Source organism: Paenibacillus medicaginis, from assembly GCF_042138635.1.
GTDB classification, from domain to species: domain Bacteria; phylum Bacillota; class Bacilli; order Paenibacillales; family Paenibacillaceae; genus Paenibacillus; species Paenibacillus medicaginis.
This window is the reverse complement of the sequence record NZ_JBHIRY010000006.1, coordinates 155,151-179,722: the sequence shown is the minus strand read 5'-3', so window position 1 is coordinate 179,722 and position 24,572 is coordinate 155,151. Positions and strand designations below refer to the sequence as shown.

The window sequence follows — 24,572 nt, the reverse complement described above, 5'->3', positions numbered from 1 at the left end:
TTTTTAGCCTCATGGATTATATTTTTTTGAAATGAAACTTCGACACCATCAAAATGGAAAGTAGCAATAGTAAAATAACTGACACAAGCTCTGAAATTCTATTACTTGGTATAATCAAAGAGTATATGGAAAGAACAAAACCTGCAACTGTTATCGGTATTCCACGAAAAGCACCCGCAAATTTGCTGATGTTATACTTCGCCAATCTATAAGAACCACTAATGATATATAACAATAAAATGCCCGTACCCACAAATTTGAACAGACCAAAGTCAAGCAAATTGAACTTCATGAATATCAACAAAGATGGAGCAACTCCGAATGAGACTAAATCGGCAAAGGAATCCAATTCTTTTCCGAATTCACTGCAAACATTTAAACGTCTGGCAATTTTCCCATCATATCTGTCTAATAAAGCTGCAATAATGATATATACAGCACTTGCAATGTAATTTTGTTTTATAATTTCGAGTATGGAAAGCACTCCAAATGACAGGTTCGCAAATGTAAGCAGATTTGGTATAAACCTTGTAAACATAAACATCAACTCTCCCCTACCTTAAATAAAGCTTATGATGATTCATCCGTGCTTTTATTAAACTTAGATAGCTTGTTGATAAGCTTATCTTTATATATCAATCCCAAAATAAAAGCCAGCACTGACACTCCTGATATGATTATGGTGGATACATAATTTTTTTGATAAATATTAGATCCAATACTCACGGATGCCAATAGCCACGGGAATCTGGCGACAAGTAAAATCATGAAAAACCTTAAAGGTTTTATAGGCGTCAGTCCTGCGGCATATACGAATAAATCCTTGGGGAGTCCAGGAATAATGAACATAATGAATAAGAAGATAGAAAACTTTTTATTGTCCACCATGCCTGCCATCCATTGAGACCTCTTCTTTTTTAATAAATTCTCAATTAATGTGCCGCCCAAAAACCTGGCAAAATAGAAAGCTATCACAGCGCCTAATAACATCCCTGCTGTTGTATAAAACGTTCCTAAAAATACGCCATAAATATATCCCCCAGCTATTTGAACCACTTCACCCGGAATTGGCGCAATTACGGTTTGAAGTATCTGGAAAAGAATAAATATAATAGGTCCTAATTTCCCCGTTGCAAGGATATAATCTCGAAATCTATCAATGGATACAGTTAATTTAAGGATTTCAGGTAAGTATCGGATTGCTAAGAACATGACTAAAAGCCCTATGAAAGCAAGCAATATTTTACCGACTAATGATTTTTTTGATTTTCCCATACCTGTTTATCCTCTCTCACTTACTTTTCTTATCGATATAAGCAGTTTATGAGAAGGATCTTAAGATCGGGCTGCAAGAAATCTTAAGAATTCTTAAGTCGTGTAAATATTGTAGTTTCAGGCCAAACTGCAATATATACTGATCACATGATGAAGGGAGTTGGAGGGAGATTGTTGAACAATGCAAAGAATATATTGATAGCGGACGATAACGACGAGATTAGAGAGATTGTCCGTGTATTATTGGAGAGCGAACACTATAACGTGATTGAGGCGATAGACGGTGATGATGCTGTAAACAAAGTGAATGAACATATAGATTTAATCATCCTTGATATTATGATGCCTGGAAAATCGGGATATAAGGCCTGTGTGGAAATTCGTGAAATAACGAGTGCCCCCATTTTGTTTCTGACTGCCAAAACTCAAGACTCGGATAAATACATGGCATTTTCGGCAGGAAGTGATGATTATCTGTCAAAGCCGTTTTCATATACAGAATTGGTCTCAAGAGTAAAAGCCTTGCTTAGAAGGTATTATGTTTACAAAGGAAAAGAAAATGCTGAGCCTCTCGATACGATCCATATCCATGAACTGACTATTAAAACCAATACAAATGAAGTTTATATGGACGAGAAAGAAATTACGCTGACTGATATCGAGTATAAGATTCTGTTGTTATTGGCACAGCACAGAAAAAAAATATTTTCTGCCCAAAATTTATATGAAAGTGTCTGGGAAGAACCTTATTTTTATACCTGCAATAATACGGTTATGGTTCATATCAGGAATTTAAGAAGCAAGTTGGAGAAATATCCGCAAAACCCCAAGGTCATCAAAACCGTATGGGGAAAGGGGTATCGGATTGAATAAAAACTTTTTTTTGGGCAAACTGAAAATAAAATTAATACTGTGTCTGATCTTTTCATTTATTCTTTCTGTAGGCTTGTTTTTGTTATTGCAAACAACAGGTGAAGACTTATTAGAAAACCATTTAAATAAAACCTCGTTTATTGAAAATCAGGAGAAGCAAGCCATTTCTGAATTTAGAAGCTATGTATCCGAAAACGGTTTAACAATAAATGACCAGGATAAAATAACAGGATGGGTTCGTGAAGCGAAATATGTGAATATTTACATTTATAAAAAAAATAAACTGGTGTACGCTACCGATGGTTATACATCCACTACTGAAAACAAAGAATTTCTGTTAAGTACAATTTTAAAAGATAGACCTTTTTATGATATTAAATTTTCCGATACAAGCGCCCAAATCTATATGGAGTGCTTCTTTGAATACAAGTATTTTTACATTGTCACCATTTTTGGTGTGGCAATTTCTTTTTTATTTTTTATAATCATTATGTTATTTTTTATCAGCAGAAAAACAGCTTATATTGGCATACTGGAGAATGAAATCAAAATATTAGAAGGAGGCAACTTAAACTATCCAATCACATTAAAAGGGAAAGATGAACTTTCTTCATTGGCTCAAAGCATAAATGAAATGAGAAAATCATTTATTGAAAGATTGGAGAGTGAAGATAAGGCCAGAATTGCAAATAGCGAACTGGTCACAGCCATGTCCCATGATTTAAGAACACCTCTCACCGCATTGATCGGATATCTGGATATTATCGAATATAAGAAATATAAGACGGATGAAGCATTTGTAAAATATATCCATAACAGCAGAGAAAAGGCTTACCAAATTAAGCATCTTTCTGACAAACTATTTGAGTACTTTACTGTGTTTAATACCAATGACGACGATCTGGAACTTGAGCTATTCGATGGAATTCAACTGATAGACCAGCTAATAGATGAGCAGCTAACCATCTTACAAAATAATGGGTTTCATTTTCAATTCAACTCATGTGACACCCCTTTTCAAATTGAAGTGCATCTCATTTCTGTACGCAGAGTTTTTGATAATCTTTTTTCTAACATTACCAAGTATGCGGATAAATCCTGGCCAGTTAAAATTAATTGTTATGTTAAACACCAGTTGTTATTTATTGACATAGAAAACCATATAAATACTGAATTGGATAAAATAAATAGTACCGGGATTGGTATGAAAACATGTGAAAAAATTATCGAAAGACATAAGGGGAAAATTGCGGTTACAAGCACCGAGGAAATTTATTCTGTCCACATTAGTCTTCCTGCCAAAAATTAGAGCGGGAAGTATCAGCTTGGCCAATTAGCCGCGGAAAATCACTCAAGGCGCTGCCACAGTGGCAGCGCCTTGATATTTTGCATCCCGGTTTAAAGAGCCGTCCTTCCATACCCGGTCACTCGGGTTAAGGCTCGATCCCCCACACCAGGGCTCCGTCTTGGTATAGCGTCACTTTTTCCCAGTCGGCGAAGGAGGTTTTGGTCGCGTCGTACGAGTAATCGTCGGTCTCGTCAAAATTGCTCCAGTTCGACTTGGCCACTCGCGTCTGGATTTCGCCGGTTTGTCCGCCCGGAGCGAGCGTCCCCGCGCCGCTGGTGAAACCGACCTCCATATAACTGTCCGTGAACGTGACCGTCACGTTAGAAGAGCCGATTTGCGCCCAGTCGACCCAGGATTGCATCGCTTCACTGCCGTCTTTGGTGAAATAGTAGCGCAGCTTCAAATCGCTTAGCTGGACGGCATCCTGACCGTTGTTCTTAATATTGAAGTGCGGCCGGATTTGGTTGTCGGTTGCGCTGGAATCGCCGTTGCGGTACTGCACCGCCAGATCGCCCCTAGGCGCTTCCTGCGGAGCCGCGCTGACTACGCCCGAGTCCGCGCTTTCGCCTGACGTATTAACGGCGCTGACGACATAGTAATACGTCGTGCCGTTCTCTACGGCGTTATCCGTATATGCCGTTCCTGTGACGGATTCCGCGATCGTCTCAAACGGACCGGACTCGCTCAGTGCGCGCTTGACGTTGTAACCATCCGCAGCAGACTCCGCGTTCCAGGTCAGTTTCACCTGCGCGTCCCCGGCCTCCACCGCGAGGCCCGCAGGCGCAGCCGGAGCCGGCAGGACGGCGGGAGTCGCGCTGGCGACGGCCGAATCCGGACCTGTTCCGACAGCGTTGACGGCGCTGATCACGTAAAAATAAGCCGTACCGTTCATGACGTCCGTATCCGTATAGGTCGTTGCAATCCCCGTCTCGGCAATAGATACAAACGGGCCGGACGCACTTGCCGCGCGTTTGACGATATAGTTCTCCGCACCACGGACCGCGTTCCAGTCCAGCTTCACTTGCTGGGCGCCCGCCGTTGCGGTCACCCGCGCCGGAGCGGCCGGAGGCGTGTTCCCGCCACCGTTATCGGTTAGCGGAATGGCCGGATAGGCGTTCTTCACGAGCTCGACAAACTGGTCGTGAAACCAGTGACCTGAAATCGGGGCGTTCGGCAAAGCGCCGGTCAACGTACCGTTGGACGTTGTGTAGGTAGGATCGCACATCCGGTCGAAGCCTTTGCCTTCGTCATTTGGAATTTGCGTGCTTGAGCCGTCCGAGTCTCCGGGCGGCTTCACCCAGACGAGCGCATCGACATGCGGATAACCCTGCGGATCCGCTTCAGGTCGCGCACCCATCCCCGCGCCCGCAGCGTTGCACCAGTTACCGCGATGCAGACGCTTGTCGATACGGCCGGAGTTCACATAGGTATTGATATCCGAGCCGGACGCACCGGTCGGCCGGTCGGGTCCGCCCCATCCGTTGCGCGAAGTGTCGATCAGGAAGCCGATGTCGGACGGCCAGCCTTTGGCCACAAAGCCGGAGTAGAGCGCCGCCGTAAAGTCGGCCTCATCAAAATACGGGTTCCATTCATAGTACTTCGCCGAACGGATCGGCTGGCCGTTGATGTTCAGATTCGAATCCGGCAAATTCGGTTCAACGAGGGGCGTCGTATTGGCCGTATTGGTAATGAAGCCGTCAACGCTATCCAACCCCGCCTGCGTTCCTTGAACTACAGATGTATACAGATTGACCGCCGGTTGGAGGTTGGAATCCCATCCTAGCCAACCGGAGTGGCCGATGTCCAAATATTTGTAGACATTCGGGATATCAGCCAGTTGATCCAGCGTATAGCGGACCGCATCCCGGTAGATATTGGTCGAGTTCGCCGCCGCACAGGCCGGGTCGTTCAGGTTCGTCACCAGGTTCGGCAGCGAGTCCGGTTCGATCACTGCAATAATGCGAATATCTTCGTATTTGGAGTCAGCGAAAAGATTTGCGATCACATCGATATATTCCGTTTTGTATCTTTGCAGCGCTGCCTGCGTGAGCGGCAGTTCGCCGTTCGAAGCCAAGGCATGACAGTCGCGACCAGGCAAATTGTAGATAACGAAGCTGGCCGTGATCGGCGTGTCGCCCTGCTGTTGCGCCAGCGCATTGTCCAAATGCTCTTCCAGACTAAGGCGCCCGCCAGCGACTTCGCCGCCATGAATCGCCGCAATCCGGTCCAGCCAAACCGCCGTCGGATACGACTTGACCGTCTCCATCTTGGCCGCCAGCTCCTCGTCTCCTACGCGGGCAATCGACATATCGACGGATTGTGCGTAATCCGGATTCAGATACGCCGTAGCGCCGGTAAACGGATTGTCCACGTGAGCGGGGGCCGCCTTCCCTGTCCCGGCCGGCAAAGACAACGGGACGGCTAATGTCGCAATCAGACAGGCCGCGAGGAAGGGCCTCATTTTAGGAAAAAACTTTCTTTTCATCTCTTTTCACTGCTCCCTTCATTGTTTTTTTCATATTCCATTAGGACTCCAAGTCCCCTCTTACGGGCGAATGCGCCCGATCTCCGGAGATATCTACCGATAGCATCACTCTCCTTATCGATTGATAGAGCTGCAAGTGGAAAAATAAGTACTTGTGATGTAAAATATGATAAGTATGCGCTTTCATTTCCAGTCCTATCATAAGGCAATAGGGATATTTTGTCAACCATAAAACGCCTTTTATTTCCAATCCATAGAGTTCCAAAAGAATAGCCCGGAACAGCGGAAAGGTAGATTGAGAGAAAAGCAGATCTATGTTCATCTGGAATACAGCTCAAAGCTTTCTTCGGCTCAAGTGTTGGGCAGTACCTTACAGATTCCAAGTATGCAAAAAGCTCCTGAATCTCTACTAGAGATAATTCAGGAGCTCTTTCGTGTCAATATGATGCGGTCGAGAGGACTCGAACCTCCACGGGGGGTTAGCCCACACGGACCTGAACCGTGCGCGTCTGCCAATTCCGCCACGACCGCAAATTATAATGAGTGCTTAGAATTTTTTTATTCGCAGCAACAGAATTGATAATATCATATATACCAATTGACAGTCAACACAAAATCGACAGATTCCAGGGACCTGTCCATAGCAACCCCGAAAAGCCCCCTCCAGGGAGGCCCTATCGATTGTGCTTACGCGGGAATGATAAATTTACGGCTTCAGCCGCCTGATTTCGTTATACGCCATAAGCAGCGGTGCCACGCCGTGCCCATTGTTCTCGACGATCTTCTCGCCGAAAACGTAGTACTCGTAAGTGCCGTCGCGCAGCTCACCTGTTTCCGGCTTCCTGCCGAGACCGGCACTGCGGCAGATGCCCCCCAGCAGCACTTCTCCGCCCTCTTCACACAGATAGCGGCTGACCGTTCCATCGAACGCTTTTTGGCCATAGGCGGCATACGTTTGCGGCAGGTAGCTGAGCCGGGCTCCCTTCAGAATGGCATACGCGAGCATCAGCGTCCCGCTCGTTTCCAAATAATTGCCTGCCCGCGCTCCCTGATCCACCACCTGATACCACATGCCCTCGCTGTGCTGATGTGGCAGCATACCGTCCACAAGCTCCTGCAGGTATTGTTTCAGGAAGTCACTATCGACCGGCTCTCCCTCCAGAATCTCCAGCATATCAACCAGCGCCATGGCGTACCAGCCAGCCCCTCGCCCCCATACATGCGGCGAATAACCCGTCGCCGGGTCGGACCAGAACATGTGCCGGCTCTCGTCGTACGCATGCCGATACAGCCGTTTTGACTCGTCAAAGAGAAAACGGCGCGCATTGCGGAACTGGGCGAGCGGATCGCTGTAGTCTTTCCCCCCCGCAAAGCACTTGATATATAACGCATAAAACGGCTGTCCCATGTACAGACCGTCAAGCCATACCTGATAAGGGTAGTTCTGCTTATGCCAGAAGGAGCCCGCGCCTGTTCGCGGATAAACCGCCAGCTGCTTGTAAAGCAGGTCCAGGACCTGTTTGTATTTCGGATCCCGCTCTTTGTCGTATAAAGCGAACAGGACGGTCGCCATCCGAATCTGGTCGATATTGTAATTTGCCGGGTCGATGGCGGGAATCCGGCCTTCTTCGTCGTACAGGCCATCGATGAAACCTTTGACGAAAGCGTATTCCGCCTCGTCGCCTGTCAGCGCATAGCTGTCCAAATACGCCTTCAGAATGCAGCCTTCGATATAATGCCATCTCAGCGAATACCATTTCGGCTCCGCCATGTACTGCGCTTTAAGCCGATCAACTAACGCATAAGACAAGATAACCAGCACCTCCACAGTGAGTCACGATATTTCTACTGTCATGATGGTTTTCGCAGTCATGATGATTTGGAATGTTCTTCACGATACTGCCCCGGGGTCATGCCCGTCTGTTTGCGAAACGTGCGGATAAAACCCGTAGCATTCCTGTAGCTCAATCGTTCGGCGATTTCGTTGACCTTCAGCGAGCTGTCTTTCAGCCACAGCTTTGCCATGTTGATCCGGTACTCCGTCAAATATTCGCTGAACGTCACACCGATTTCCTTCTTGAACACCCGACTTAAATATACCGGATGGAATTTCAGCTTCTCCGAGCACGCCTCCAGCGTAATGTCCTGATCGTAAGCATCATGAATCATCTGCACCATTTGGCGGGCGATGCTCATATATTGCGAATCGATCTGCTCCTTCAGGAAGGACAAGGCCGGAGGAAACAGCTTCGTTTTGAACCAGGAAACGATGTCAACTGCCGTGCTCAGCTTCAGGAATTGCTGAACCGCCGAGTTGGTACCAAGCAGGCTATTCAGAGCCCCTCCGTGCTGCTGAACAAGCCGATATATCCGCGTGATCAGCTCAAGCATTAAAATTTGAAAATCGTTAAACGGAACGTTCTGTTCCATGATCGACCTCACATACCTGTCGAAATGCTCGAGGGCCGAAGCCTCATCACCCGCCTGCAGCGCATGGATCAGGCTGTTCTCCAGATAAGCCCAGGAAGCGTCCGGTTGAATACTGACCACGGAAGACGATTCGATATCGTCATAGCTCACGATCACATGATAGCCGAGGCTAATTCTCCGTTTCAACGCCTCCAGTGCTTCTGAATAAGCGTTCATAGCACCTGCATATCGATGAAACGCCCGGCTGATGCCGATGCTGACCTGGAGCTGAAGCAGCTCGTGCACCTTGCTTTGAATTAGGCCCGCCAACTGATGAAATAGCGCTTTTAACTCATCAGGGCGGTCCAAATCGCTTGTAATCAGCGACACCTGGGACTGGTCCAGCAGCAGCGAGCCCATCAGGTTGTGGGACGGAATCATCTCTCCGACGATATTGTGTATTGCAAACAACAACAGCTCTTTATCCTTCTCCGTATATCTCGTGTCCTGCAGCGTATCGATCTGAATGACAAGCACGCCGAGCGAGTCGCTTGTGTCCGCAATCCCGTACACGCCGCTTTTGTAAACGAACTCACGCTCGGTCACCTGTCCCATGAACAGCTTGTGCAGGAAAAACTCCTTGATCTGTCCGCGCTGCCCTTGCAGCTGCTGCTGAAGCTGCCTGCGCGAGCTGAACAGGATGTGCAGACGCTCCTCAATATAGGCGAACTCGTCTTTTTTGCCAGCATCGTCCGCTTCTCCGCCAAACTGCTGCATGATCGCGAACATTCGCCGGATCGGCTCATACATTCGTCGGCTTCCGAAATAAGCGAATACCGCAATCACGGAAAAAATAAGCACACAGGCGTTGACCGTAACGAGGGCGATTTTGCGTGATTCCTTGGTAATCTCCTGGATGGATACGATCGACACGTAAGTCCAGTTATGAGGATCAGACCCAAGAACATTGACGGCCAGGCCCTGCTCTTCAAAATACCCCGTCTCCACTTCTGAATACGCTTTCAATTCTGTCAAAACTGCATCGGCGATCTTGGGCGAGCCCGGACTGGACAAAAACGGCTCACCCTCGCTGTTTAGCACATAGATGTTTCTCCACTCCGTATTTTGTCGTAAGTCTTGTTCCAGCTCATTGTAAGACAAATCGACGATCAGCATCCCTTTCGGCTGAGAAGAGGAGTTGATCATGGGCAGCTTGACAATCAGGCGGATTTTATAAGGTTCGGCCACTTCGTCGGCCGGCTGATCCGCCTGATTTGCAGCCTCCGCGCGCCAATACATCTTCTTCGATTGCAAAGCGTATTCGCTCATCCGGTCGCGGTCTGAGAATGTCCCGGAAGGAGTAAAACCGAGCTCGCTAATCATCCAGTTGTGGTCGAGATTGATCAGAAAAGTGTCTGTCACGCCTGCAATGGAGTGAAGATTGTATAAACCCTTAGACAAAGCCGTTATGTTTTGAAAATCGTCGGCCGTCAAGGCGCGGTCGTACAAGTTGGCCGCCAGGGGAGAGTTGATATACTGCACCGCGCCCATTTCCACATTTTTGAATATTTGCTCGATTCGCGTTTTGTTTTGCAGCAAAATCTGCTCATTGCTTTCGTTGACTTTTTTCTCGATATCCTGCTTGGCAATGAAGTAGGAGATCGTCCCGGTGGAGACGACCGGAACGGCAACCAGCAGCAGGGTGAAGACGAACAAACGGACTAAATATCTGGGCATCGGGCATCCTCCCCCTTCGACTACTGTATCAGGCGTGCAAGGTTATACCGACACCCATTATACCAGAAATTTGCTTTCGAAAGTCTGGTTCCGGCTCTCCTCTTATTTGTCCAGCTTGTTGTACCCTTCCGTAAACTCTTCCATGACCTTGTCACCACCGGCTTTTCGCCAGTTGGCTACTTCCGCTTCCCAGCCTGCTTCATCCACTTTACCCATGATGAATTTGGTCTGGGCGTCGCGGATCATCGTATCCAGTTCGCTGCCTCTTTCCGTATAAGTCGGCGACAGCAGCGTCAACGCCACATTCGGAACGGCATGCTCCAGGTTCGCAGCAACGATATCCCAGCCTTTAGCCTGCAGCTCGTTCAGCTTGAGCGGAAGCCCTTGTCCTCCCACCTCGAACGACGGCAAGCTGTCACGGTACGGCTTCACCTCGAGATTGAACAGCGCCAAATCGGTAATTTCCGCTTTGCCGTCCTCTGTTTTTTTGAAATGCTTGCCTTCGAACCCGCGGCTCAGCAGTGTGGACATGTCAGGCTCCAGCAGCTTGTCGAAGAAGGCGAGCAGCCGCTTCAATTCCGCTTCGGATGTCACGGACGATTTCGGGAATACGAAGAAGCCATTATTGCCCGGCTCCGCTGGCAGGCGATAGCCCGACGGTCCTTCGAACTGCGCAACATCAACAACCGCATGAGGCACCGCCTTGGATACATTGATGTACGAAGTGGCCGCAGCGGACGCCACCGCATTGCGCATCGCGGCTTGACCCGCATTCCATTTGTTATCGGCATCGGCCGTTTGCACGACAGAGAAATCCTGATTGATCAATTTTTCCTCATATAGTCTGCGGAGCAGCTTCATGGCGTCCATATAAGGCTCGGTCATGAATTCCGGAATAACTTTGCCGGCCACAACTCCCCACTTGTTCGGGGCGCCTTGCGATACGGCGAGCCGTGTCAGGAATGCGCTGCTGGCGGCCGGATCGTTGTACGATTTGTCAAGGAACAGCAGATATGAATCCCGCTGCCCATTTTTATCCGGGTCCTTCTCGGCTACGGCCTTCGCCGCCTGGTACCAGTCGTCCAGCGTAACCGGAATCTTCAGCCCCAGCTCGTCGAACCAGTCCTTACGGTAAACGATGCCAGCGCGGCCGATATCCCGATAGAGCGGCAGTCCGTACAGCTTGCCATCCACTTTGATATTGTCGTAATGCATGGGGTTGATCTCTGCCAAATTTTTGTAGTCCTGCAGGTACGGGCCGATCTCCCAAAACAGGCCGGACTGAATTGCGTTCAGCGTTGAAGCGTTATACGTAATCTTGAACGCTTTCGGCATTTCGTCGGAGGCGATCATGATGTTTTTCTTGTCTTCAAACGCGGCGGCCGGAATCCATTGAATATCGATTTCCGTATCCGTGTATTTTTCGATGGCCTGCTCGACCTCCGTGTCTTTGCCCGGGGCTTCCCCGACCTGCGGTGTGGCGATGGTCACTGCCAGGGGCCCATTCTCCGCCTGCGCGCTGTCCTGTCCTGCTTCGTTCTTCTCTCCACAGGCGGCGAGAATGCTTGCTGCGGCGATCAGGATGCCGAATGCTGATACGACGGATATGACATGCTTTTTTTTCATTGACGAAACCTCCTGTATGATGGGTATGATGAAGACGCTTAACCTTTAACCGAGCCCAGCATGACACCTTTCGCAAAATATTTTTGCAGGAAAGGATATACGATGACGATCGGAATCGTGGCGATCACGATCGACGCCATGCGAATCGTCTGCGGCAAATACTCCATCGGCTCCGCCTGTGCGGTGGAATCACCGATCATGTCCTGGGACAGCAGCACAATTTGTCTTAACACGATCTGCACCGGCCATTTTTCGGAATCGTTGATATACATCACCGCATTGAAATACGAATTCCAATGAGCGACCGCGTAAAAGAGCCCGAACGTCGCCATTGCAGGCATCGACAAGGGCAACACGATCCGAAACAGGATGCCCAGGTCGTGACAGCCGTCGATTTTCGCCGCTTCTTCCAGTCCTTCCGGAATCTGTTGGAAAAAGTTTTTGAGCACGATCAGGTTGAAGGCGCTGATAGCGCCGGGGATGATCAGAGACCAGTAGGTGTCGATCATACCGAACGCTTTGACAACGAAATATGTCGGGATAATCCCGCCGCTGAACAGCATCGTGAACAACACCAGGAACAGCACGACGCCTCTTCCCCGTAATATCGGTCTGGCCAGGGGATAAGCCATAAATGAGGTGAGCAGCAGATTGATCAGTGTGCCGAGCACGGTCACATAGATCGATACCAGGATGCTGCGGACCAGCGTTTCGGTGGAGAAGATGTACTCGTACGCGCCGAGAGTAAACTTCGTCGGCAAAAGCATAAGTCCTCCCTTCGCCACTTCCTCGGGGGTCGCGAACGATACGGCCACGATGTAAAGAAAAGGAATAATGGTAATGATAGCACTGAGAGTCAGCAGCGAATAGTTGATGATTGTGAAAATACGACTGCTGATCGATTTATCCGCCAAAGGCATGGCTCGATCGACTCCTTCCGCTTAGTAAACGCCTTCTTCGCCCATTTTTTTGGCCAACCGGTTCGCCCCCATGACAAGCACCAGGCCAACCAGCGATTTGAACATGCCGACGGCTGCGCTGTAGCTGTATTGCGCTTGCGTCAGCCCCTTCATGTACACGTAGGTGTCGAACACCTCGCCGACTTCCCGGTTCATGGAATTCAGCATCAGGAAAATATGCTCGAAGCCCGTATCCAGGAAACTGCCCAGTCTCAAAATAAACAGGATCACAATCGTGCTGCGGATGGCCGGCAGCGTAATATGCCACAATTGGCGCCACCGTCCGGCTCCGTCGATGCGGGCCGCTTCATAGAGCTGAAGATCGACGCCGGACAAGGCCGCCAGGAAAATAATCGTGCCCCAGCCTGCTTCCTTCCAGATCGATTGGCTGACGATCATCGTCCTGAACCATTCCTCGCTTAACAGGAACGGAATTTTCTCCATGCCCAGACTGGCGATGAATTCATTAACAACGCCTCCTTCAGTCGTGAACAGCACGTAAAAGATGCCGACAGCGACAACCCATGACACAAAGTGCGGCAAATATACGACCGTTTGCACGAATCGCTGGAACAGCTTCATGCGCACTTCATTAAGCATCAGCGCCAGAATGATGGGCAGCGGGAAAAAGAAAACCAGGTTATACACGGCAAGCACGAACGTGTTGCGAAACAGCATCCAAAATTGCGGCTCCGTAAAAAAACGCTCAAAATGCTTCAGACCGACCCAAGGGCTTTCCCAAAAACCCAAATGCGGTTTGTAGTCCTGAAAAGCCATGACCAGACCGGCCATCGGAAAATATTTGAAAATAACGAAATACAAGACGCCCGGAAGGAGCAGAACGTACATCCAACGGTCTCTTAAGATGTCTTTAACAAACTGCGACTGGATCCGTTTCTTCTTCATTTCTAGTGGCGCCTGGGCAGCGTATTGCTGGTCCATCTCCTGATCCTCCCAACCTGATGATATCTTTTTTTGAAGCGCTTACATTTCACATCATAGGTTCTGCCTGCATGACAGGCAATCATACGCTGCTAACCGTTTTGAATTTCAAGCAATTCTGCGCCCTTTTAGCGCGTATTCTGGGCGAATCATCATCTCTTTCAGCCGGATCGTACTGATTTAACCTACTGATTTAGCCTGCAGAATTTTTCATTTCACACCACCATAACGTGCCTCCACTCATCTTGCTAAAAGAAGCCTTCAATGCAGCCGTATCGGGATTAAGCTTATAGTTCAAGTCCATAAAGTTCGTGGCAAGAATACCGGTTAAGTCGTATGATTAGTTACAAGTTACTGCAAGGAGGACATTCATGGACATTCCCAGAGGCACCTACGGCTTTCGGTTTGCTGAAGATCAGGAGCTCCAGCTCTCCGTACTATTTGCGGCCGGCTGCGATTCTATCACTGCTCCCTCTTATCACTGGGACGGACTGGAGCGAACCGATGGGCCTCTCCTGCTGTTCCAGTACACCCTCTCCGGCGAAGGCATGTATGAGTCGGGGGACCGTATACATCGTGTCAGCGCTGGACAAGCTTTTCTCGCCGAAATTCCAGGACCCCATCGCTATTATTATCACCCGGAATCAAAAGAGCCTTGGGAGTTCTTGTTCCTGCTGTTCCGGCCCAACCTCATTCTGCCCCATTGGCGCAAATTTCTGCGTGAAGCCGGAGAAGTCCCTCATCTGCCCGCAGACTCTGCACCAGTCCGGCTGTTGCGAATGATGGTAATCGATGCAGGTGCAGGCAGAATCTCTGATCCCCTGATCGCGTCGTCCTGTGTCTATCAGTTCGTGACAGAACTGGCCAGAATGCAGATCACAACGCTGCGGGATAGGGAGAACTGGCCGGAGAACGTTAAGCAGTCAGCCGAATTTATAGAGCTCAACTATTCACGGATGATCAGTATCGATCAGCTTTCCGAGCATGTCTCCCTATCCAAATACCACTTGATCCGCCGATTTTCGGCCAGTACGGGTCTGACACCCGGCGCTTACCTGACCCGTGTCCGCACCGAAAAGGCCATGGAGCTGCTGCGGGGGACCAGTCTTAGCGTTGAGGCCATCGCCGAGCGGCTTGGCTACTCTAGCGGAAGTTATTTTATCAAAGCGTTCCGCAGCTTGACAGGGCTCACACCGGGAGAATTCCGCAGCGGAGGCGAAAGCCTTGCCTATCGCAAGCTGTTCTTCGATTAACCGCAATATTGTACAATCAGACTTGTAAGATTACTGTAGATATCGACAATATCCTTTATTATGATGAACATGGCAAGAGCAATAATGAATCAGTAAAGGAGCTTTACAATGGATCATAAGCTTACTGCGCCTACTCCGCCGCTCGGCTGGAACAGTTGGGACTGCTACGGTGCGGCCGTAACGGAAGAGGAGATCCGAGGCAATGCGGAGTACATGGCGGAACATCTTAAAGCATTTGGCTGGAGCTACATCACCGTCGATATTCAGTGGTACGAGCCCTACGCGAATTCTTCGCAATACCGACCGTTTGTTCCGCTCGTGATGGATGAATATTCCCGGCTCATGCCTGCCGAGAATCGCTTCCCTTCCGCAGCAGGCGGCCAGGGTTTCAAGCCGTTAGCCGATTATGTGCACAGCCTCGGACTGCAATTCGGCATTCATATCATGCGCGGCATTGCACGGCAGGCCGTTCATGCCGCCACTCCAATTCTGGGTACAGCCGCGACAGCACGCGATATCGCGCATACAAACTCGATCTGTCCATGGAATACAGATATGTACGGGGTAGATGCCTCGAAGGAAGGAGCACAGGCCTATTACGACTCTCTCTTTGAGCTGTATGCAGAGTGGGGCGTTGACCTGGTAAAGGTGGACGACATCGCAGCCTCCAGGCTGTACGACACCCATCAGCCAGAAATCGCCCTGATCTCCAAAGCGATCGAGCGCTGCGGCCGGCCCATGGTGCTAAGCCTGTCTCCCGGACCCGCTCCAGTGCAACACTCAGCATTCTTCGCCGAGCATGCCAACATGTGGCGAGTCACGGACGACTTCTGGGACCAATGGCCGCTCTTGCTGGATATGTTCGACCGTTGCCGGACATGGCAGGGCATACCGCAGGCAGGCTGCTGGCCGGACTGCGACATGCTGCCGCTCGGTCATATCGGCATTCGCTCTGTAGATGGCGGAGGCTCGGACCGTTGGACCCGCTTCACACGTGACGAGCAATTGATAATGATGTCGCTTTGGAGCATCTTCCGCTCGCCGCTCATCTTCGGCGGGGAGCTGCGGGACTGCGACGACTGGACGCTGTCGCTGCTGACGAACCGCGAGGTGCTGCGGATGCACCGGGAGAGCTTCGGAGCGAAAGAAGCGCTGCGCAAGGACGACCTTATCGTCTGGACGGCTGAAGATGCCGCAGGCTCCTGTTACGCCGCCGTCTTCAACATTGGCGAGAGCCCGCTGCCGCTGGACCTGGCCAACGAACAGCTTGGCCTGACAAACACCACCATAGGCACCGAGCTCTGGAGCGGAACACCAGCCGAACTTACGGAAGGTACGCTGCAGACCACCGTGCCGCCGCACGGGGTACGCCTTTACCGATTCTTTTGAAAATACCCCCATAAGAAAAATCTCGCTTGCCGCAGTCTGTATCGTGCCCCCCTCACTATAAGGTCCATTCGTGTCTTGGTGTCCCTGTATGCCCCCTTTGCACGATTATCCCTTTCGCTCAGGGGGGGACAGGGGGCGACTGCGGCCTGATCGTGGCGCTTGGATCATGGAGCTTTGACGATAGGGGTAATCACGGTCTGCTCGTTCCCCATGTTTGTCCTCCATCTACTGTCCGGTCTGCTTTACTTCACCTCTCCCTGCTCCCTCCCCATTTTCCTAAACTTATCTATTTTATCTTTAATATATCTTATTATCCTCAAAATATTATTTTCTCCCAAAATTATCTATTTTCTTTGCTACCAACCTGATCAAATGGGATAATCATGCAAGGCAGCTGGACAGCGAGTATTGATCTTCTTTCAATTATTTTTGCCGTTAAGATACGCGCGGATGACAATATCTTGATCATGATTACCAAATCCGGAACCATAGAGTGTTAATCCCCCTACGTTAACTGCCTGCTCATCAACCGCGAATCGAAGCGTCCAGAACGGTTCTTGCAGCTTGATATCCGCGAGGGTCACCCGCGACATCTGCTCACCATCTATAAATGTACCCGATGCGTCAATGCGGATCGTCTTCAATAACCCGTATTGATTCACATTACGATGCCACCATTCAGGTGTAAATCTCCCCCGCGCAGCTCTTCCGAAGTCAGCCGGGCTTGTCCATGTGCCAAGGGAGATGCCATTGAATATGAACTCAATATCCGAAGGCCAATAATCTCTTAAGCCAGGAGCTTCCGAAGCAATCTCCATTGAGATTTCGATGGCCTTCGCGGTTTGGTCGGCAAGCAAATAGTTAGGCATTTTGTATTCAACATAACCCCACCCGAACCACAGAATGGCGGCGTGAACCCGCTCGGGATCAAGAAAGTAGCGCGGGTCATCCCACACTCCGATTTCTTTCTCTCGCGTACCGAGCCCGCAAGTAGGATGGACTTCAAAAGCGGTGTAGTGACCGACTGAAATACTCTGCTCGCTGATCTTCGTGATGTGGCTGGCAGACGGCAGCTCAATCTCGATGTTTTTTTGTTTGAGGAAACACATTTTATGCGTTCCCCCACTCAGCCGTACCCTGTGGCTTCCGACGAGCCCGGCTTGTTCGAGTTTTCGGATATGCATGGTAGTGATAGAGGGACTGAGCCCCAACCGATCCGCAATATCCTTCACATTCATCTCGTGATTGGCAATAAGGTCCATAATTCTCCATCTTACCTCACTGGCCAACGCCTCGTATAACGGCATAAATTTCGCTTCCCCGTTCGCTTTGATGATCATCATCATCTCCTGATTGGTTCTATTGAAATCACATATATATTAATTTAAAAGTTTTAACAAGAACCATCAAGCCTAATCCATTGCAAGGTTCTAAACAATAGTGTTTAATTTCCTTAGCTACTGATCACATTAGATTTATATCATTGTGAATTTATAAAAGAGGTGGAACGATGAAATACAATAACCCGGTCATCAAAGGATTTTATCCTGACCCCAGTGTATGCAAAGTAAAAGATACCTATTATCTGGTATGCAGTTCCTTTCAGTACTTTCCCGGTGTTCCGATTTTTGAGAGTAAAGACCTGCTTAACTGGAAGCAAATCAGTCATTGTCTAACGAGAGAGAGTCAGGTCCAGCTCGGCAAGGTGGGTAGTTCCGGCGGAGTTTTCGCTCCCACGATCCGGTACAATGACGGGAGATTCTACATGACCACGACCAACGATACCACCCGTCAAAATTTCTATGTATGGACTGACGATATTTATGGTGAATGGTCTGAACCGATCTATGTGGATCAGGGAGGAATCGATCCCGATTTGTATTTTGAAGACGGAAAGGCCTTCTTTATGAGCAACGGGAAAGACGATTACGGGATTGGCGGGATTGCTCAGTGTGAAATTGACATTGAAACAGGCAGCAAGCTGTCGCCAAGCCGTTCGATTTGGCGCGGAACAGGCGGAAGATACTTGGAAAGCCCACATATGTATAAAATAAATGACCGATATTACCTGATGGTGTCTGAAGGCGGAACGGAATATGGCCATATGGTCACTTATGCACGGGCGGATTCGATCTCTGGTCCATTCGAAGCCTACCCGAACAATCCGGTGCTGACCAATCGCAATCTGGGCGGTTATGAGGTGCAGGGGGCTGGCCATGGTGATCTGATTCAAGATCATGACGGAAATTGGTGGATGCTGCATCTGGGCTTCCGTCAAATCGGTCGCTGGCTGACCTACCATCACCTTGGCCGCGAAGTTTTCCTGACACCGGTTACTTTCAGTGAGGATGGCTGGTTTACAGCAGGACATAACGGCACCACCCTTACCAGTTTTGAGACCGACCGTATCCCAAGCCATGTCGTGCAGCAGGAGAAAAAGATCTTTACTTTCGAGAACACGGAATGGAATCTGGACTGGTGTTATCTCCGTCATCCTGTTGCGGAGAATTATGTGTTAGAGCTTGATAAGATAAAGCTTAAAGGAACCAGGGTAAGTCTGGATGTGCCGGAATCCCCGACATTTATAGGCATTCGCCAGAGAGACTTCAATGCGGAAATCTCTTGCGATGTACAACTTGCAAACGGGGAAGCTGGCATCACGCTCTATATGGATGAAAATCATCATTATGATTTAGCAGTACGTAAAGGTGAGAATGGGTATAAAGTGATCGAGCGCCTGAATATCGGTGATATTAAATCCGTTGAACATGAAGTGGACTTGGGGAGTGAGAACCAAGCTGCTCTGATTATACGGGCAAGTCATGAACGCTATAGCTTCTTCATTCACGCCAACGGAAAGGACATCCCCTTAGGCACGGCTCAAACCAGATACCTTTCCTCTGAAGTTGCGGGAGGATTTACAGGCGTACTCATCGGTCTATATGCCTCAGGAGAAGGCTCTATGGCTGAGTTTTCAAAATTTAAGTGCGAGTACCTTTAACAGATAATATATCGCAGATGAACAGGCAGTCCTGATTACGGCGACTGCCTGCTTTACATTTCGTCTCAAATTCAGCAAACCCTATCAATTTTAAAGCATAACCATACCTTTTTCCTTTAATAGCGACATATGTCCTTCCACTTTTCCATTCTCTCATTAATTGGACAGATTAAGCAAGCGGTGAACCAGAATGCTATAATAGAAATTGACAGAGATCTGAAAAATGTCTCGATTTTATCGAATAAAAAAAGAACGATGGTTCAATTAACGCTAAGGATGTGAATCCCATGTTTGAAGTGATCAGAAGTGAATACGGCAAAGAACTTGGAAGATTCAAACTCGATTATTTAGGGGAGCATCCCCGGTTAGACGCAATTGTTATGAACGCATCGGTCAAACTGTTTGAGCAAGGGCTTCTTATCAGTTAGTCATGCTTGAACGATAAAACCTGAACAACGGTTGCTTGGAAAGCGTTATTTCCTTTATGCTGGTGGTAGGAAATATTCAACTCCCAGAATGTACAACATTCAAATAAATGGCAGGTGATAACATGGCCACTCATTATCAAATTGACGAGATCAAATCAAAACTCCGTCCCATATTTGCTGCGGTTCCCGTGTATCAAGCCGTTTTGTTCGGTTCCTATGCACGCGGCACCGCAACCGCTGAAAGCGACATCGATATTGTCATCGACAGTCAAGGTAAGTTATTAAATCTTCACTTCTACGGCTTGCTGGAGGAAATTACCGAACAACTGGAAAAATCGGTCGACTTGTTCGAATGGACTGAACTGAAACGCAATCCCGCCATGTGTGCTGCCATTGAGCAAGAAGGAGTTGTGCTGTATGAAAAGTAAAGAACGGATTATTCTGCAGAAACTGAGTAGTTACGTGCAGGATATATTACAATACGTGCAGGGCTACACCTTTGAGCAATTTATGGACGACAAAAAAACGATCTCTGCCTGTGCTTTTACGGTTTCGCAAATGGGCGAGTTAGCTAAACACATCAGTCCGGAGACGCAAGCCGAACATGCCCACATCCCTTGGAGAGGCATACGCGGCATGCGAAATCGAATCGTTCATGAATATGAAAACATTGACCTGGTTGTACTTTGGGGTACCATTTCCAGCAGTCTGCCTGAGCTCCAAAAACAAATCGAAAAGATCCTGCTCCGACAAGCGCAAGAAGCGGATATTTTATCATCGATTGAAGACAAAGAAGAATACGAGCGGTAAAACGTTTAATAACAGCAAACCAGCCACATTCCAAATGAGGGATGTGGCTGGTCTGCTCTGTTCCGTTCTAGCGCTGTGTCCCGGAAGAAATCCAACATTTAGATACAAAGGGCTTTACTCTTGTATGTCCACTTGAAGGGCTTGGCCATGGTCCTGAAAAAGCATAATTTACGGCGGATTCGATTTCACGATCTTCGCCATAGTTGTGCCAGTTTACTCCTTGCTAACGGAGTCAGCTTAAAAGATATTCAGGCATGGTTGGGGCACAGCCATTATTCCACGACCGCCAACATTTATATTCATCTTGAATGCAGCTCGAAGCTTTCTTCGGTTCAAGTAACGAGCAATACTTTACAAATTCCGAGTATGCAAAAAGCTCCTGAGTCGCCGCCAAGGACAGATTCAGGAGTTCGTTCATTTAAATATAATGCGGTCGAGAGGACTCGAACCTCCACGGGGGTTAGCCCACACGGACCTGAACCGTGCGCGTCTGCCAATTCCGCCACGACCGCAAATTGTAACGTCTTCTTTGAAATTATTATTTCGCAGCGACAAGACAGATCATAACATATATATCATTAAAAAGTCAACAATTATATAGATATTTTGGGCAGAGGCATTTCTCAGAAGCGATTTCGGAAAATATCTGTACGAAAAGAGCTGATTTTTCCATATTTATATTGATTACCGCTCATACGTTCGGTTATAATGAAGAAAAACAAGAACATGAGTTCCTCTCAATGTGGTTATGCTGCACACAAATAATCGAAAGCGGTGACTGGATATGATTACTGCAGTCGTTACGAAAGAAGATTTTGCTTTAATTAAGAGCTATCTGTTGCTGCTGTTTATTCAGAAGGTTTTCGAGCGGGACAGTCATATATTGGAAGACAGCGGTGTGCTGAGAACACCGGATTTATATGTCGAGCTTGTCCACTCCGGAGCGGACCGAACCGGCATTCTGATGTCCGAGGTCAAACATGAGTTCAGAAAGCGCGGCATCGCTGTTCATCATATCCGGCAGAACGAATCCGCTGTGCAAGCCTCCTGCACCTGCGGGGATTCCCAAGGTGAAATCAGCATCCCTATGCCTGAATTCCGTCAGGAAATGTACGAAAGAATGCGGGCTTACCTGGGATTGACAACCTCCCTGCCCGTCACTTCAGTGTCCACAGGAGCTGAACTGTACAAACGTATCGGACCGTCCCGCTATACCGGACGCCGTTCCAGACCAGTTGCAGCAATGTTCACCTCCGCGCAGCGCAGACCGCTTCGCCGTCCCGCTGCTGCAGCGGCAAGAGGTTAATTGAGCAATAGGGTAGGAAAACCTGAAGATTTCCTGTCTTATTGTTTAGTCCTGTCTTTGTCAGTGGCGTCATTCTGTTCCATGCTCAGGATATCCGGGCGGGGTTCTTTGAACGGCTGCACCTTATAACTTCTGCTGAGCTTGACGACTCTCCGATTCGGTCTGCGGATCAGCAGATGCTCATCATCCCATGCCAGGACGATACCAACAACATCATTTTCCTTCAGACTGTCCCGAATCACGCGAACTTTTTCACCGGAAACCCGATAGGCATCAAGTACTTCATCTCTGCTCATTGACTCACCTTCTCTCTTCTCTAAATCATCGATCCTATGGAGAAGAGACCTAAACATAATCATTTAGGCCTCGCTTTTGTATATTGAATGCCGACTAAGCAACAATTGTCCTGAATGATTAACGCTGTGCGTGCTCTTTGCTGTCGTTCTTCTCAAACCAGAAATCAAGCACTTTTGCAGACAACACACGTTGTTCTACATACGCTACCTGGTGAAGAGTAAATTGTTCCTTCCAAGGAAAAGACAGGTCCTCGCACAAATTAACGAGCGTCAGTAATTCAGACCAAGCTACATATCGCTTATACCAGAAAAATTGAGGATGCTCGATCATATAGGGATACAGATCATCAAACTCTGTGTGCTTACAATCCAGGGCACGTTCAAAATGAGTTTTTGCCGCCGCCAACTTTTCCAGAAAGTATTGCTCCGTCAATTGCTCTTTCCCCATGTTGCTGCCTCCTCTCCCAAAACCTTATCTATATTATAAGCGATAATACCTTCGTTGCAAAGGTATTGCAATAAATTAGGTCAAGGAATTGGAGGAATGTTACTATTCTGCAAACTGGACAGTTCCATCAGACAAGGATGCGATTCGGACAAGCGATTCAATCCGGATTCCCTGCTCGCGAATAGTCCGTGCCCCTGCCTGAAAGCATTTCTCAACGACTACTCCAAAGCCGACCAAATGCGCGCCGGAACGCTGGATAATTTTCACCATTCCTCTGGCCGCATCACCGTTCGCAATAATATCGTCAATAAACAGCACCCGGTCATTCTCATGAATAAATTGCCGGGACAGCATGATGTCTGTAACGATCCCTTTCGTAAACGAAGGCACCCGCTCGGAGAGCGCATCAGGATCTGCCAGCAGCGTTTTCTTGCGCCGGGCAAACACAAGCGGTACCCCCAACTCATATGCCGTGGCGAATGCTACAGCAATACCGGAGGATTCTACTGTGACTACCCTGGTAATATTCTCATCACGAAACCGTTCAGCAAATTCTTTTCCCATCTGCATTGTCAGCACAGGATCCACCTGATGATTCAATAGTCCGTCCAGCTTCAGAACCTGATCCGAAGCGACAACGCCTTCTTCCAATATGCGTTTTTTTAAAGCTTCCATATTTATTACCTCCCATGCCGAACCTACTGCCGTAAAATTACCACAGTGGGCTCCAGCTTTCAAGCTAAAGTGCTCAACCTGTAGAATTGCGCCCGACGATCGTGCGGGTAATACTTTTAAGATCTGAAGTCATGTCCATCACCGGCAGGACATACCTTGTATTATGCGCAGTTCTCATGAGTACAAGGATTGGGGGAGGGACATGAGACGCAATATTCACGTACTTCAGATCGCTTTTACATACATAGGGACCATCGTAGGGGCCGGTTTTGCAACTGGACAGGAAATTTTACAGTTTTTCACCCGGTTCGGAAGCCTTGCGACCGCTACAATCATGCTGGCAACCGCTATTTTCATTTGGCTTGGCACAAGGCTCATGCTCATCGCTCATGAGATCTCCGCACATTCCTACGAGGATGTGAACCTGCATCTGTTCGGCCCGAAAGCAGGAAAATGGATCAGTTGGATTACACTGGTCATTCTGCTCGGTGTGAACAGTGTCATGCTGGCGGGCTCCGGCTCGGTATTTATGGAGCATCTGCATTTAAACTACCAGACCGGCCTGCTTCTCACCCTGCTCTGTACGTTTTTGCTGCTTAGAAAAGGCATGCATGCCATCCTGCAAATGAACTCCATCCTGGTGCCTGTAATGATGCTCCTGTCTTTTTTAATGATCATCAGTACACTGAATACGCCCAATTATGACAATTTCATTGTCATCAAGACTGATCATCACCCGCTGGCCGTATGGCTGGCTCCGATTCTCTACACTTCCTTTAATCTCAGCATGGCGCAGGCCGTGCTTGTCCCCCTTGGAAGCCAAACGGCATCCAAAAGCACTATCCGCTGGGGGGGCGTACTCGGCGGAATCGGTGTCGGGATTATGCTGATGGCGGCCCATTTCGCCATGTCAGCCCAAATGCCGGGTATTCAGCAGTTTGAAATTCCAATGGGAAATGTCGCTGTCCAGCTTGGAATCGCCGTGCAAACCGTCTATATGATTATGATTTTCCTGGAGATTTTCAGCACCTTCGTAGCCGATATCTATGGCTTGACCCTGCAGCTGCAGAAGTATGTGTCCGTTTCGCCCCGCATCATTACATTGTTCATTATGCTCGTCTGTTTTCTGATCAGCCAATTCGGATTCAGCTCGCTGCTATCCCTTTTGTATCCCATCTTCGGCATGGTCAGCGTGTTTTGGGCAGGGGTGCTCATTTATTACGGGCATAAAGGGCATCCCCTGACTCCATTTAACCGTAGAAACGGTATCCTTACAGGCAGACTCAAGCAGACTACCTACAAAAGGTGAACA

23 protein-coding genes, 2 tRNA genes and 1 pseudogene are annotated in these 24,572 nt (G+C 48.5%); 11 read left to right on the top strand and 15 right to left on the bottom strand.

What is annotated here, in order from left to right; translation table 11 throughout:
- Positions 1-16: 16 nt before the first annotated feature.
- Together pssA and ACE5LO_RS09060 are read right to left on the bottom strand one after the other, a co-directional pair.
- Positions 17-538 (bottom strand): CDP-diacylglycerol--serine O-phosphatidyltransferase, encoded by a 522-nt coding sequence (pssA, locus tag ACE5LO_RS09065; RefSeq protein ID WP_375519686.1) that lies wholly within the window; start codon positions 536-538, stop codon positions 17-19.
- A gap of 32 nt (positions 539-570) precedes the next feature.
- Positions 571-1,275, bottom strand: coding sequence for a TVP38/TMEM64 family protein (locus ACE5LO_RS09060; RefSeq protein ID WP_375519685.1), 705 nt, complete (start codon positions 1,273-1,275; stop codon positions 571-573).
- A 174-nt stretch (positions 1,276-1,449) separates the two neighbouring features.
- Here ACE5LO_RS09060 and ACE5LO_RS09055 point away from each other — a divergent pair, with 174 nt between their 5' ends.
- On the top strand, positions 1,450-2,148 hold the full coding sequence (locus ACE5LO_RS09055) for a response regulator transcription factor (protein ID WP_375519684.1): 699 nt from the start codon (positions 1,450-1,452) through the stop codon (positions 2,146-2,148).
- Positions 2,141-3,457, top strand: a complete 1,317-nt coding sequence (locus ACE5LO_RS09050; protein WP_375519683.1) for a HAMP domain-containing sensor histidine kinase — start codon at positions 2,141-2,143, stop codon at positions 3,455-3,457. Before ACE5LO_RS09055 ends, ACE5LO_RS09050 begins: the two co-directional genes overlap by 8 nt.
- Before the next feature lie 124 nt (positions 3,458-3,581).
- Here ACE5LO_RS09050 and ACE5LO_RS09045 read toward each other — a convergent pair whose 3' ends face one another.
- From ACE5LO_RS09045 to ACE5LO_RS09010, 8 genes are all read right to left on the bottom strand, one after another.
- Positions 3,582-5,981: a glycoside hydrolase family 6 protein gene (locus ACE5LO_RS09045; RefSeq protein ID WP_375519682.1), complete on the bottom strand. Its 2,400-nt coding sequence runs from the start codon at positions 5,979-5,981 to the stop codon at positions 3,582-3,584.
- On the bottom strand, positions 5,978-6,364 hold the full coding sequence (locus ACE5LO_RS09040) for a hypothetical protein (protein WP_375519681.1): 387 nt from the start codon (positions 6,362-6,364) through the stop codon (positions 5,978-5,980). The genes ACE5LO_RS09045 and ACE5LO_RS09040 overlap by 4 nt, the downstream gene beginning before the upstream one ends.
- Before the next feature lie 63 nt (positions 6,365-6,427).
- Positions 6,428-6,512: transfer RNA gene (locus ACE5LO_RS09035), tRNA-Leu, on the bottom strand.
- A gap of 175 nt (positions 6,513-6,687) precedes the next feature.
- The gene (locus ACE5LO_RS09030) at positions 6,688-7,791 is read right to left on the bottom strand and encodes a glycoside hydrolase family 88/105 protein (RefSeq protein WP_375519680.1); all 1,104 of its coding nucleotides are present in this window, start codon (positions 7,789-7,791) and stop codon (positions 6,688-6,690) included.
- A gap of 59 nt (positions 7,792-7,850) precedes the next feature.
- Positions 7,851-10,127, bottom strand: a complete 2,277-nt coding sequence (locus ACE5LO_RS09025) for a helix-turn-helix transcriptional regulator (RefSeq protein WP_375519679.1) — start codon at positions 10,125-10,127, stop codon at positions 7,851-7,853.
- A gap of 102 nt (positions 10,128-10,229) precedes the next feature.
- Positions 10,230-11,753: an extracellular solute-binding protein gene (locus tag ACE5LO_RS09020; protein WP_375519678.1), complete on the bottom strand. Its 1,524-nt coding sequence runs from the start codon at positions 11,751-11,753 to the stop codon at positions 10,230-10,232.
- Positions 11,754-11,791: 38 nt separating this feature from the next.
- Positions 11,792-12,673 (bottom strand): carbohydrate ABC transporter permease, encoded by an 882-nt coding sequence (locus ACE5LO_RS09015; protein WP_375519677.1) that lies wholly within the window; start codon positions 12,671-12,673, stop codon positions 11,792-11,794.
- A gap of 21 nt (positions 12,674-12,694) precedes the next feature.
- Positions 12,695-13,618, bottom strand: coding sequence for an ABC transporter permease (locus ACE5LO_RS09010; protein ID WP_375519751.1), 924 nt, complete (start codon positions 13,616-13,618; stop codon positions 12,695-12,697).
- A gap of 407 nt (positions 13,619-14,025) precedes the next feature.
- Here ACE5LO_RS09010 and ACE5LO_RS09005 point away from each other — a divergent pair, with 407 nt between their 5' ends.
- Together ACE5LO_RS09005 and ACE5LO_RS09000 are read left to right on the top strand one after the other, a co-directional pair.
- The gene (locus ACE5LO_RS09005; protein ID WP_375519676.1) at positions 14,026-14,907 is read left to right on the top strand and encodes a helix-turn-helix transcriptional regulator; all 882 of its coding nucleotides are present in this window, start codon (positions 14,026-14,028) and stop codon (positions 14,905-14,907) included.
- 108 nt (positions 14,908-15,015) lie between these two features.
- Positions 15,016-16,296 (top strand): glycoside hydrolase family 27 protein, encoded by a 1,281-nt coding sequence (locus ACE5LO_RS09000; protein ID WP_375519675.1) that lies wholly within the window; start codon positions 15,016-15,018, stop codon positions 16,294-16,296.
- Between the two features lie 419 nt (positions 16,297-16,715).
- On the opposite strand, the gene ACE5LO_RS08995 is transcribed toward ACE5LO_RS09000, so the two are convergent.
- Positions 16,716-17,633: an ArsR/SmtB family transcription factor gene (locus ACE5LO_RS08995; protein ID WP_375519750.1), complete on the bottom strand. Its 918-nt coding sequence runs from the start codon at positions 17,631-17,633 to the stop codon at positions 16,716-16,718.
- Positions 17,634-17,806: 173 nt separating this feature from the next.
- On the opposite strand from ACE5LO_RS08995, the gene ACE5LO_RS08990 reads away from it, so the two are divergent.
- The 5 genes and pseudogenes from ACE5LO_RS08990 to ACE5LO_RS08970 all read left to right on the top strand — a co-directional run.
- Positions 17,807-19,297, top strand: coding sequence for a glycoside hydrolase family 43 protein (locus ACE5LO_RS08990; protein WP_375519674.1), 1,491 nt, complete (start codon positions 17,807-17,809; stop codon positions 19,295-19,297).
- 287 nt (positions 19,298-19,584) lie between these two features.
- The gene (locus ACE5LO_RS08985; RefSeq protein WP_375519673.1) at positions 19,585-19,725 is read left to right on the top strand and encodes a hypothetical protein; all 141 of its coding nucleotides are present in this window, start codon (positions 19,585-19,587) and stop codon (positions 19,723-19,725) included.
- A 122-nt stretch (positions 19,726-19,847) separates the two neighbouring features.
- Positions 19,848-20,153 (top strand): nucleotidyltransferase family protein, encoded by a 306-nt coding sequence (locus ACE5LO_RS08980; RefSeq protein WP_375519672.1) that lies wholly within the window; start codon positions 19,848-19,850, stop codon positions 20,151-20,153.
- The gene (locus ACE5LO_RS08975) at positions 20,143-20,535 is read left to right on the top strand and encodes a HepT-like ribonuclease domain-containing protein (RefSeq protein WP_375519671.1); all 393 of its coding nucleotides are present in this window, start codon (positions 20,143-20,145) and stop codon (positions 20,533-20,535) included. Before ACE5LO_RS08980 ends, ACE5LO_RS08975 begins: the two co-directional genes overlap by 11 nt.
- A gap of 147 nt (positions 20,536-20,682) precedes the next feature.
- A pseudogene (locus ACE5LO_RS08970) lies at positions 20,683-20,832 on the top strand (tyrosine-type recombinase/integrase); the annotation flags it as partial.
- A gap of 131 nt (positions 20,833-20,963) precedes the next feature.
- Here the strand turns inward: ACE5LO_RS08970 and ACE5LO_RS08965 are convergent.
- A tRNA-Leu gene (locus tag ACE5LO_RS08965) sits at positions 20,964-21,047 on the bottom strand.
- A 272-nt stretch (positions 21,048-21,319) separates the two neighbouring features.
- On the opposite strand from ACE5LO_RS08965, the gene ACE5LO_RS08960 reads away from it, so the two are divergent.
- The gene (locus ACE5LO_RS08960; protein WP_375519670.1) at positions 21,320-21,841 is read left to right on the top strand and encodes a YhjD family protein; all 522 of its coding nucleotides are present in this window, start codon (positions 21,320-21,322) and stop codon (positions 21,839-21,841) included.
- 38 nt (positions 21,842-21,879) lie between these two features.
- Here the strand turns inward: ACE5LO_RS08960 and ACE5LO_RS08955 are convergent, their stop codons facing one another.
- From ACE5LO_RS08955 to ACE5LO_RS08945, 3 genes are all read right to left on the bottom strand, one after another.
- Positions 21,880-22,137 (bottom strand): hypothetical protein, encoded by a 258-nt coding sequence (locus tag ACE5LO_RS08955; protein WP_375519669.1) that lies wholly within the window; start codon positions 22,135-22,137, stop codon positions 21,880-21,882.
- 118 nt (positions 22,138-22,255) lie between these two features.
- Positions 22,256-22,585: a hypothetical protein gene (locus ACE5LO_RS08950; protein WP_375354113.1), complete on the bottom strand. Its 330-nt coding sequence runs from the start codon at positions 22,583-22,585 to the stop codon at positions 22,256-22,258.
- Between the two features lie 102 nt (positions 22,586-22,687).
- A complete protein-coding gene (locus tag ACE5LO_RS08945; protein WP_375519668.1) occupies positions 22,688-23,260 on the bottom strand; it encodes a xanthine phosphoribosyltransferase in 573 nt (190 codons plus the stop codon).
- Between the two features lie 202 nt (positions 23,261-23,462).
- Between ACE5LO_RS08945 and ACE5LO_RS08940 the strand changes: the two genes are divergently transcribed.
- The gene (locus tag ACE5LO_RS08940) at positions 23,463-24,569 is read left to right on the top strand and encodes a YkvI family membrane protein (RefSeq protein WP_375519667.1); all 1,107 of its coding nucleotides are present in this window, start codon (positions 23,463-23,465) and stop codon (positions 24,567-24,569) included.
- The last annotated feature ends 3 nt before the right edge of the window (positions 24,570-24,572 follow it).

Excerpts from the sequence above, each read along its gene's own strand:
- pssA (WP_375519686.1), bottom strand. The coding sequence starts at position 538 with ATGTTTACAAGGTTTATACCAAATCTGCTTACATTTGCGAACCTGTCA.
- ACE5LO_RS09060 (WP_375519685.1), bottom strand. The coding sequence starts at position 1,275 with ATGGGAAAATCAAAAAAATCATTAGTCGGTAAAATATTGCTTGCTTTC.
- ACE5LO_RS09045 (WP_375519682.1), bottom strand. The coding sequence starts at position 5,981 with ATGAAAAGAAAGTTTTTTCCTAAAATGAGGCCCTTCCTCGCGGCCTGT.
- ACE5LO_RS09025 (WP_375519679.1), bottom strand. The coding sequence starts at position 10,127 with ATGCCCAGATATTTAGTCCGTTTGTTCGTCTTCACCCTGCTGCTGGTT.
- ACE5LO_RS09020 (WP_375519678.1), bottom strand. The coding sequence starts at position 11,753 with ATGAAAAAAAAGCATGTCATATCCGTCGTATCAGCATTCGGCATCCTG.
- ACE5LO_RS09015 (WP_375519677.1), bottom strand. The coding sequence starts at position 12,673 with ATGCCTTTGGCGGATAAATCGATCAGCAGTCGTATTTTCACAATCATC.
- ACE5LO_RS09010 (WP_375519751.1), bottom strand. The coding sequence starts at position 13,618 with ATGAAGAAGAAACGGATCCAGTCGCAGTTTGTTAAAGACATCTTAAGA.
- ACE5LO_RS09005 (WP_375519676.1), top strand. The coding sequence starts at position 14,026 with ATGGACATTCCCAGAGGCACCTACGGCTTTCGGTTTGCTGAAGATCAG.
- ACE5LO_RS09000 (WP_375519675.1), top strand. The coding sequence starts at position 15,016 with ATGGATCATAAGCTTACTGCGCCTACTCCGCCGCTCGGCTGGAACAGT.
- ACE5LO_RS08990 (WP_375519674.1), top strand. The coding sequence starts at position 17,807 with ATGAAATACAATAACCCGGTCATCAAAGGATTTTATCCTGACCCCAGT.
- ACE5LO_RS08985 (WP_375519673.1), top strand. The coding sequence starts at position 19,585 with ATGTTTGAAGTGATCAGAAGTGAATACGGCAAAGAACTTGGAAGATTC.
- ACE5LO_RS08980 (WP_375519672.1), top strand. The coding sequence starts at position 19,848 with ATGGCCACTCATTATCAAATTGACGAGATCAAATCAAAACTCCGTCCC.
- ACE5LO_RS08975 (WP_375519671.1), top strand. The coding sequence starts at position 20,143 with ATGAAAAGTAAAGAACGGATTATTCTGCAGAAACTGAGTAGTTACGTG.
- ACE5LO_RS08960 (WP_375519670.1), top strand. The coding sequence starts at position 21,320 with ATGATTACTGCAGTCGTTACGAAAGAAGATTTTGCTTTAATTAAGAGC.
- ACE5LO_RS08955 (WP_375519669.1), bottom strand. The coding sequence starts at position 22,137 with ATGAGCAGAGATGAAGTACTTGATGCCTATCGGGTTTCCGGTGAAAAA.
- ACE5LO_RS08950 (WP_375354113.1), bottom strand. The coding sequence starts at position 22,585 with ATGGGGAAAGAGCAATTGACGGAGCAATACTTTCTGGAAAAGTTGGCG.
- ACE5LO_RS08945 (WP_375519668.1), bottom strand. The coding sequence starts at position 23,260 with ATGGAAGCTTTAAAAAAACGCATATTGGAAGAAGGCGTTGTCGCTTCG.
- ACE5LO_RS08940 (WP_375519667.1), top strand. The coding sequence starts at position 23,463 with ATGAGACGCAATATTCACGTACTTCAGATCGCTTTTACATACATAGGG.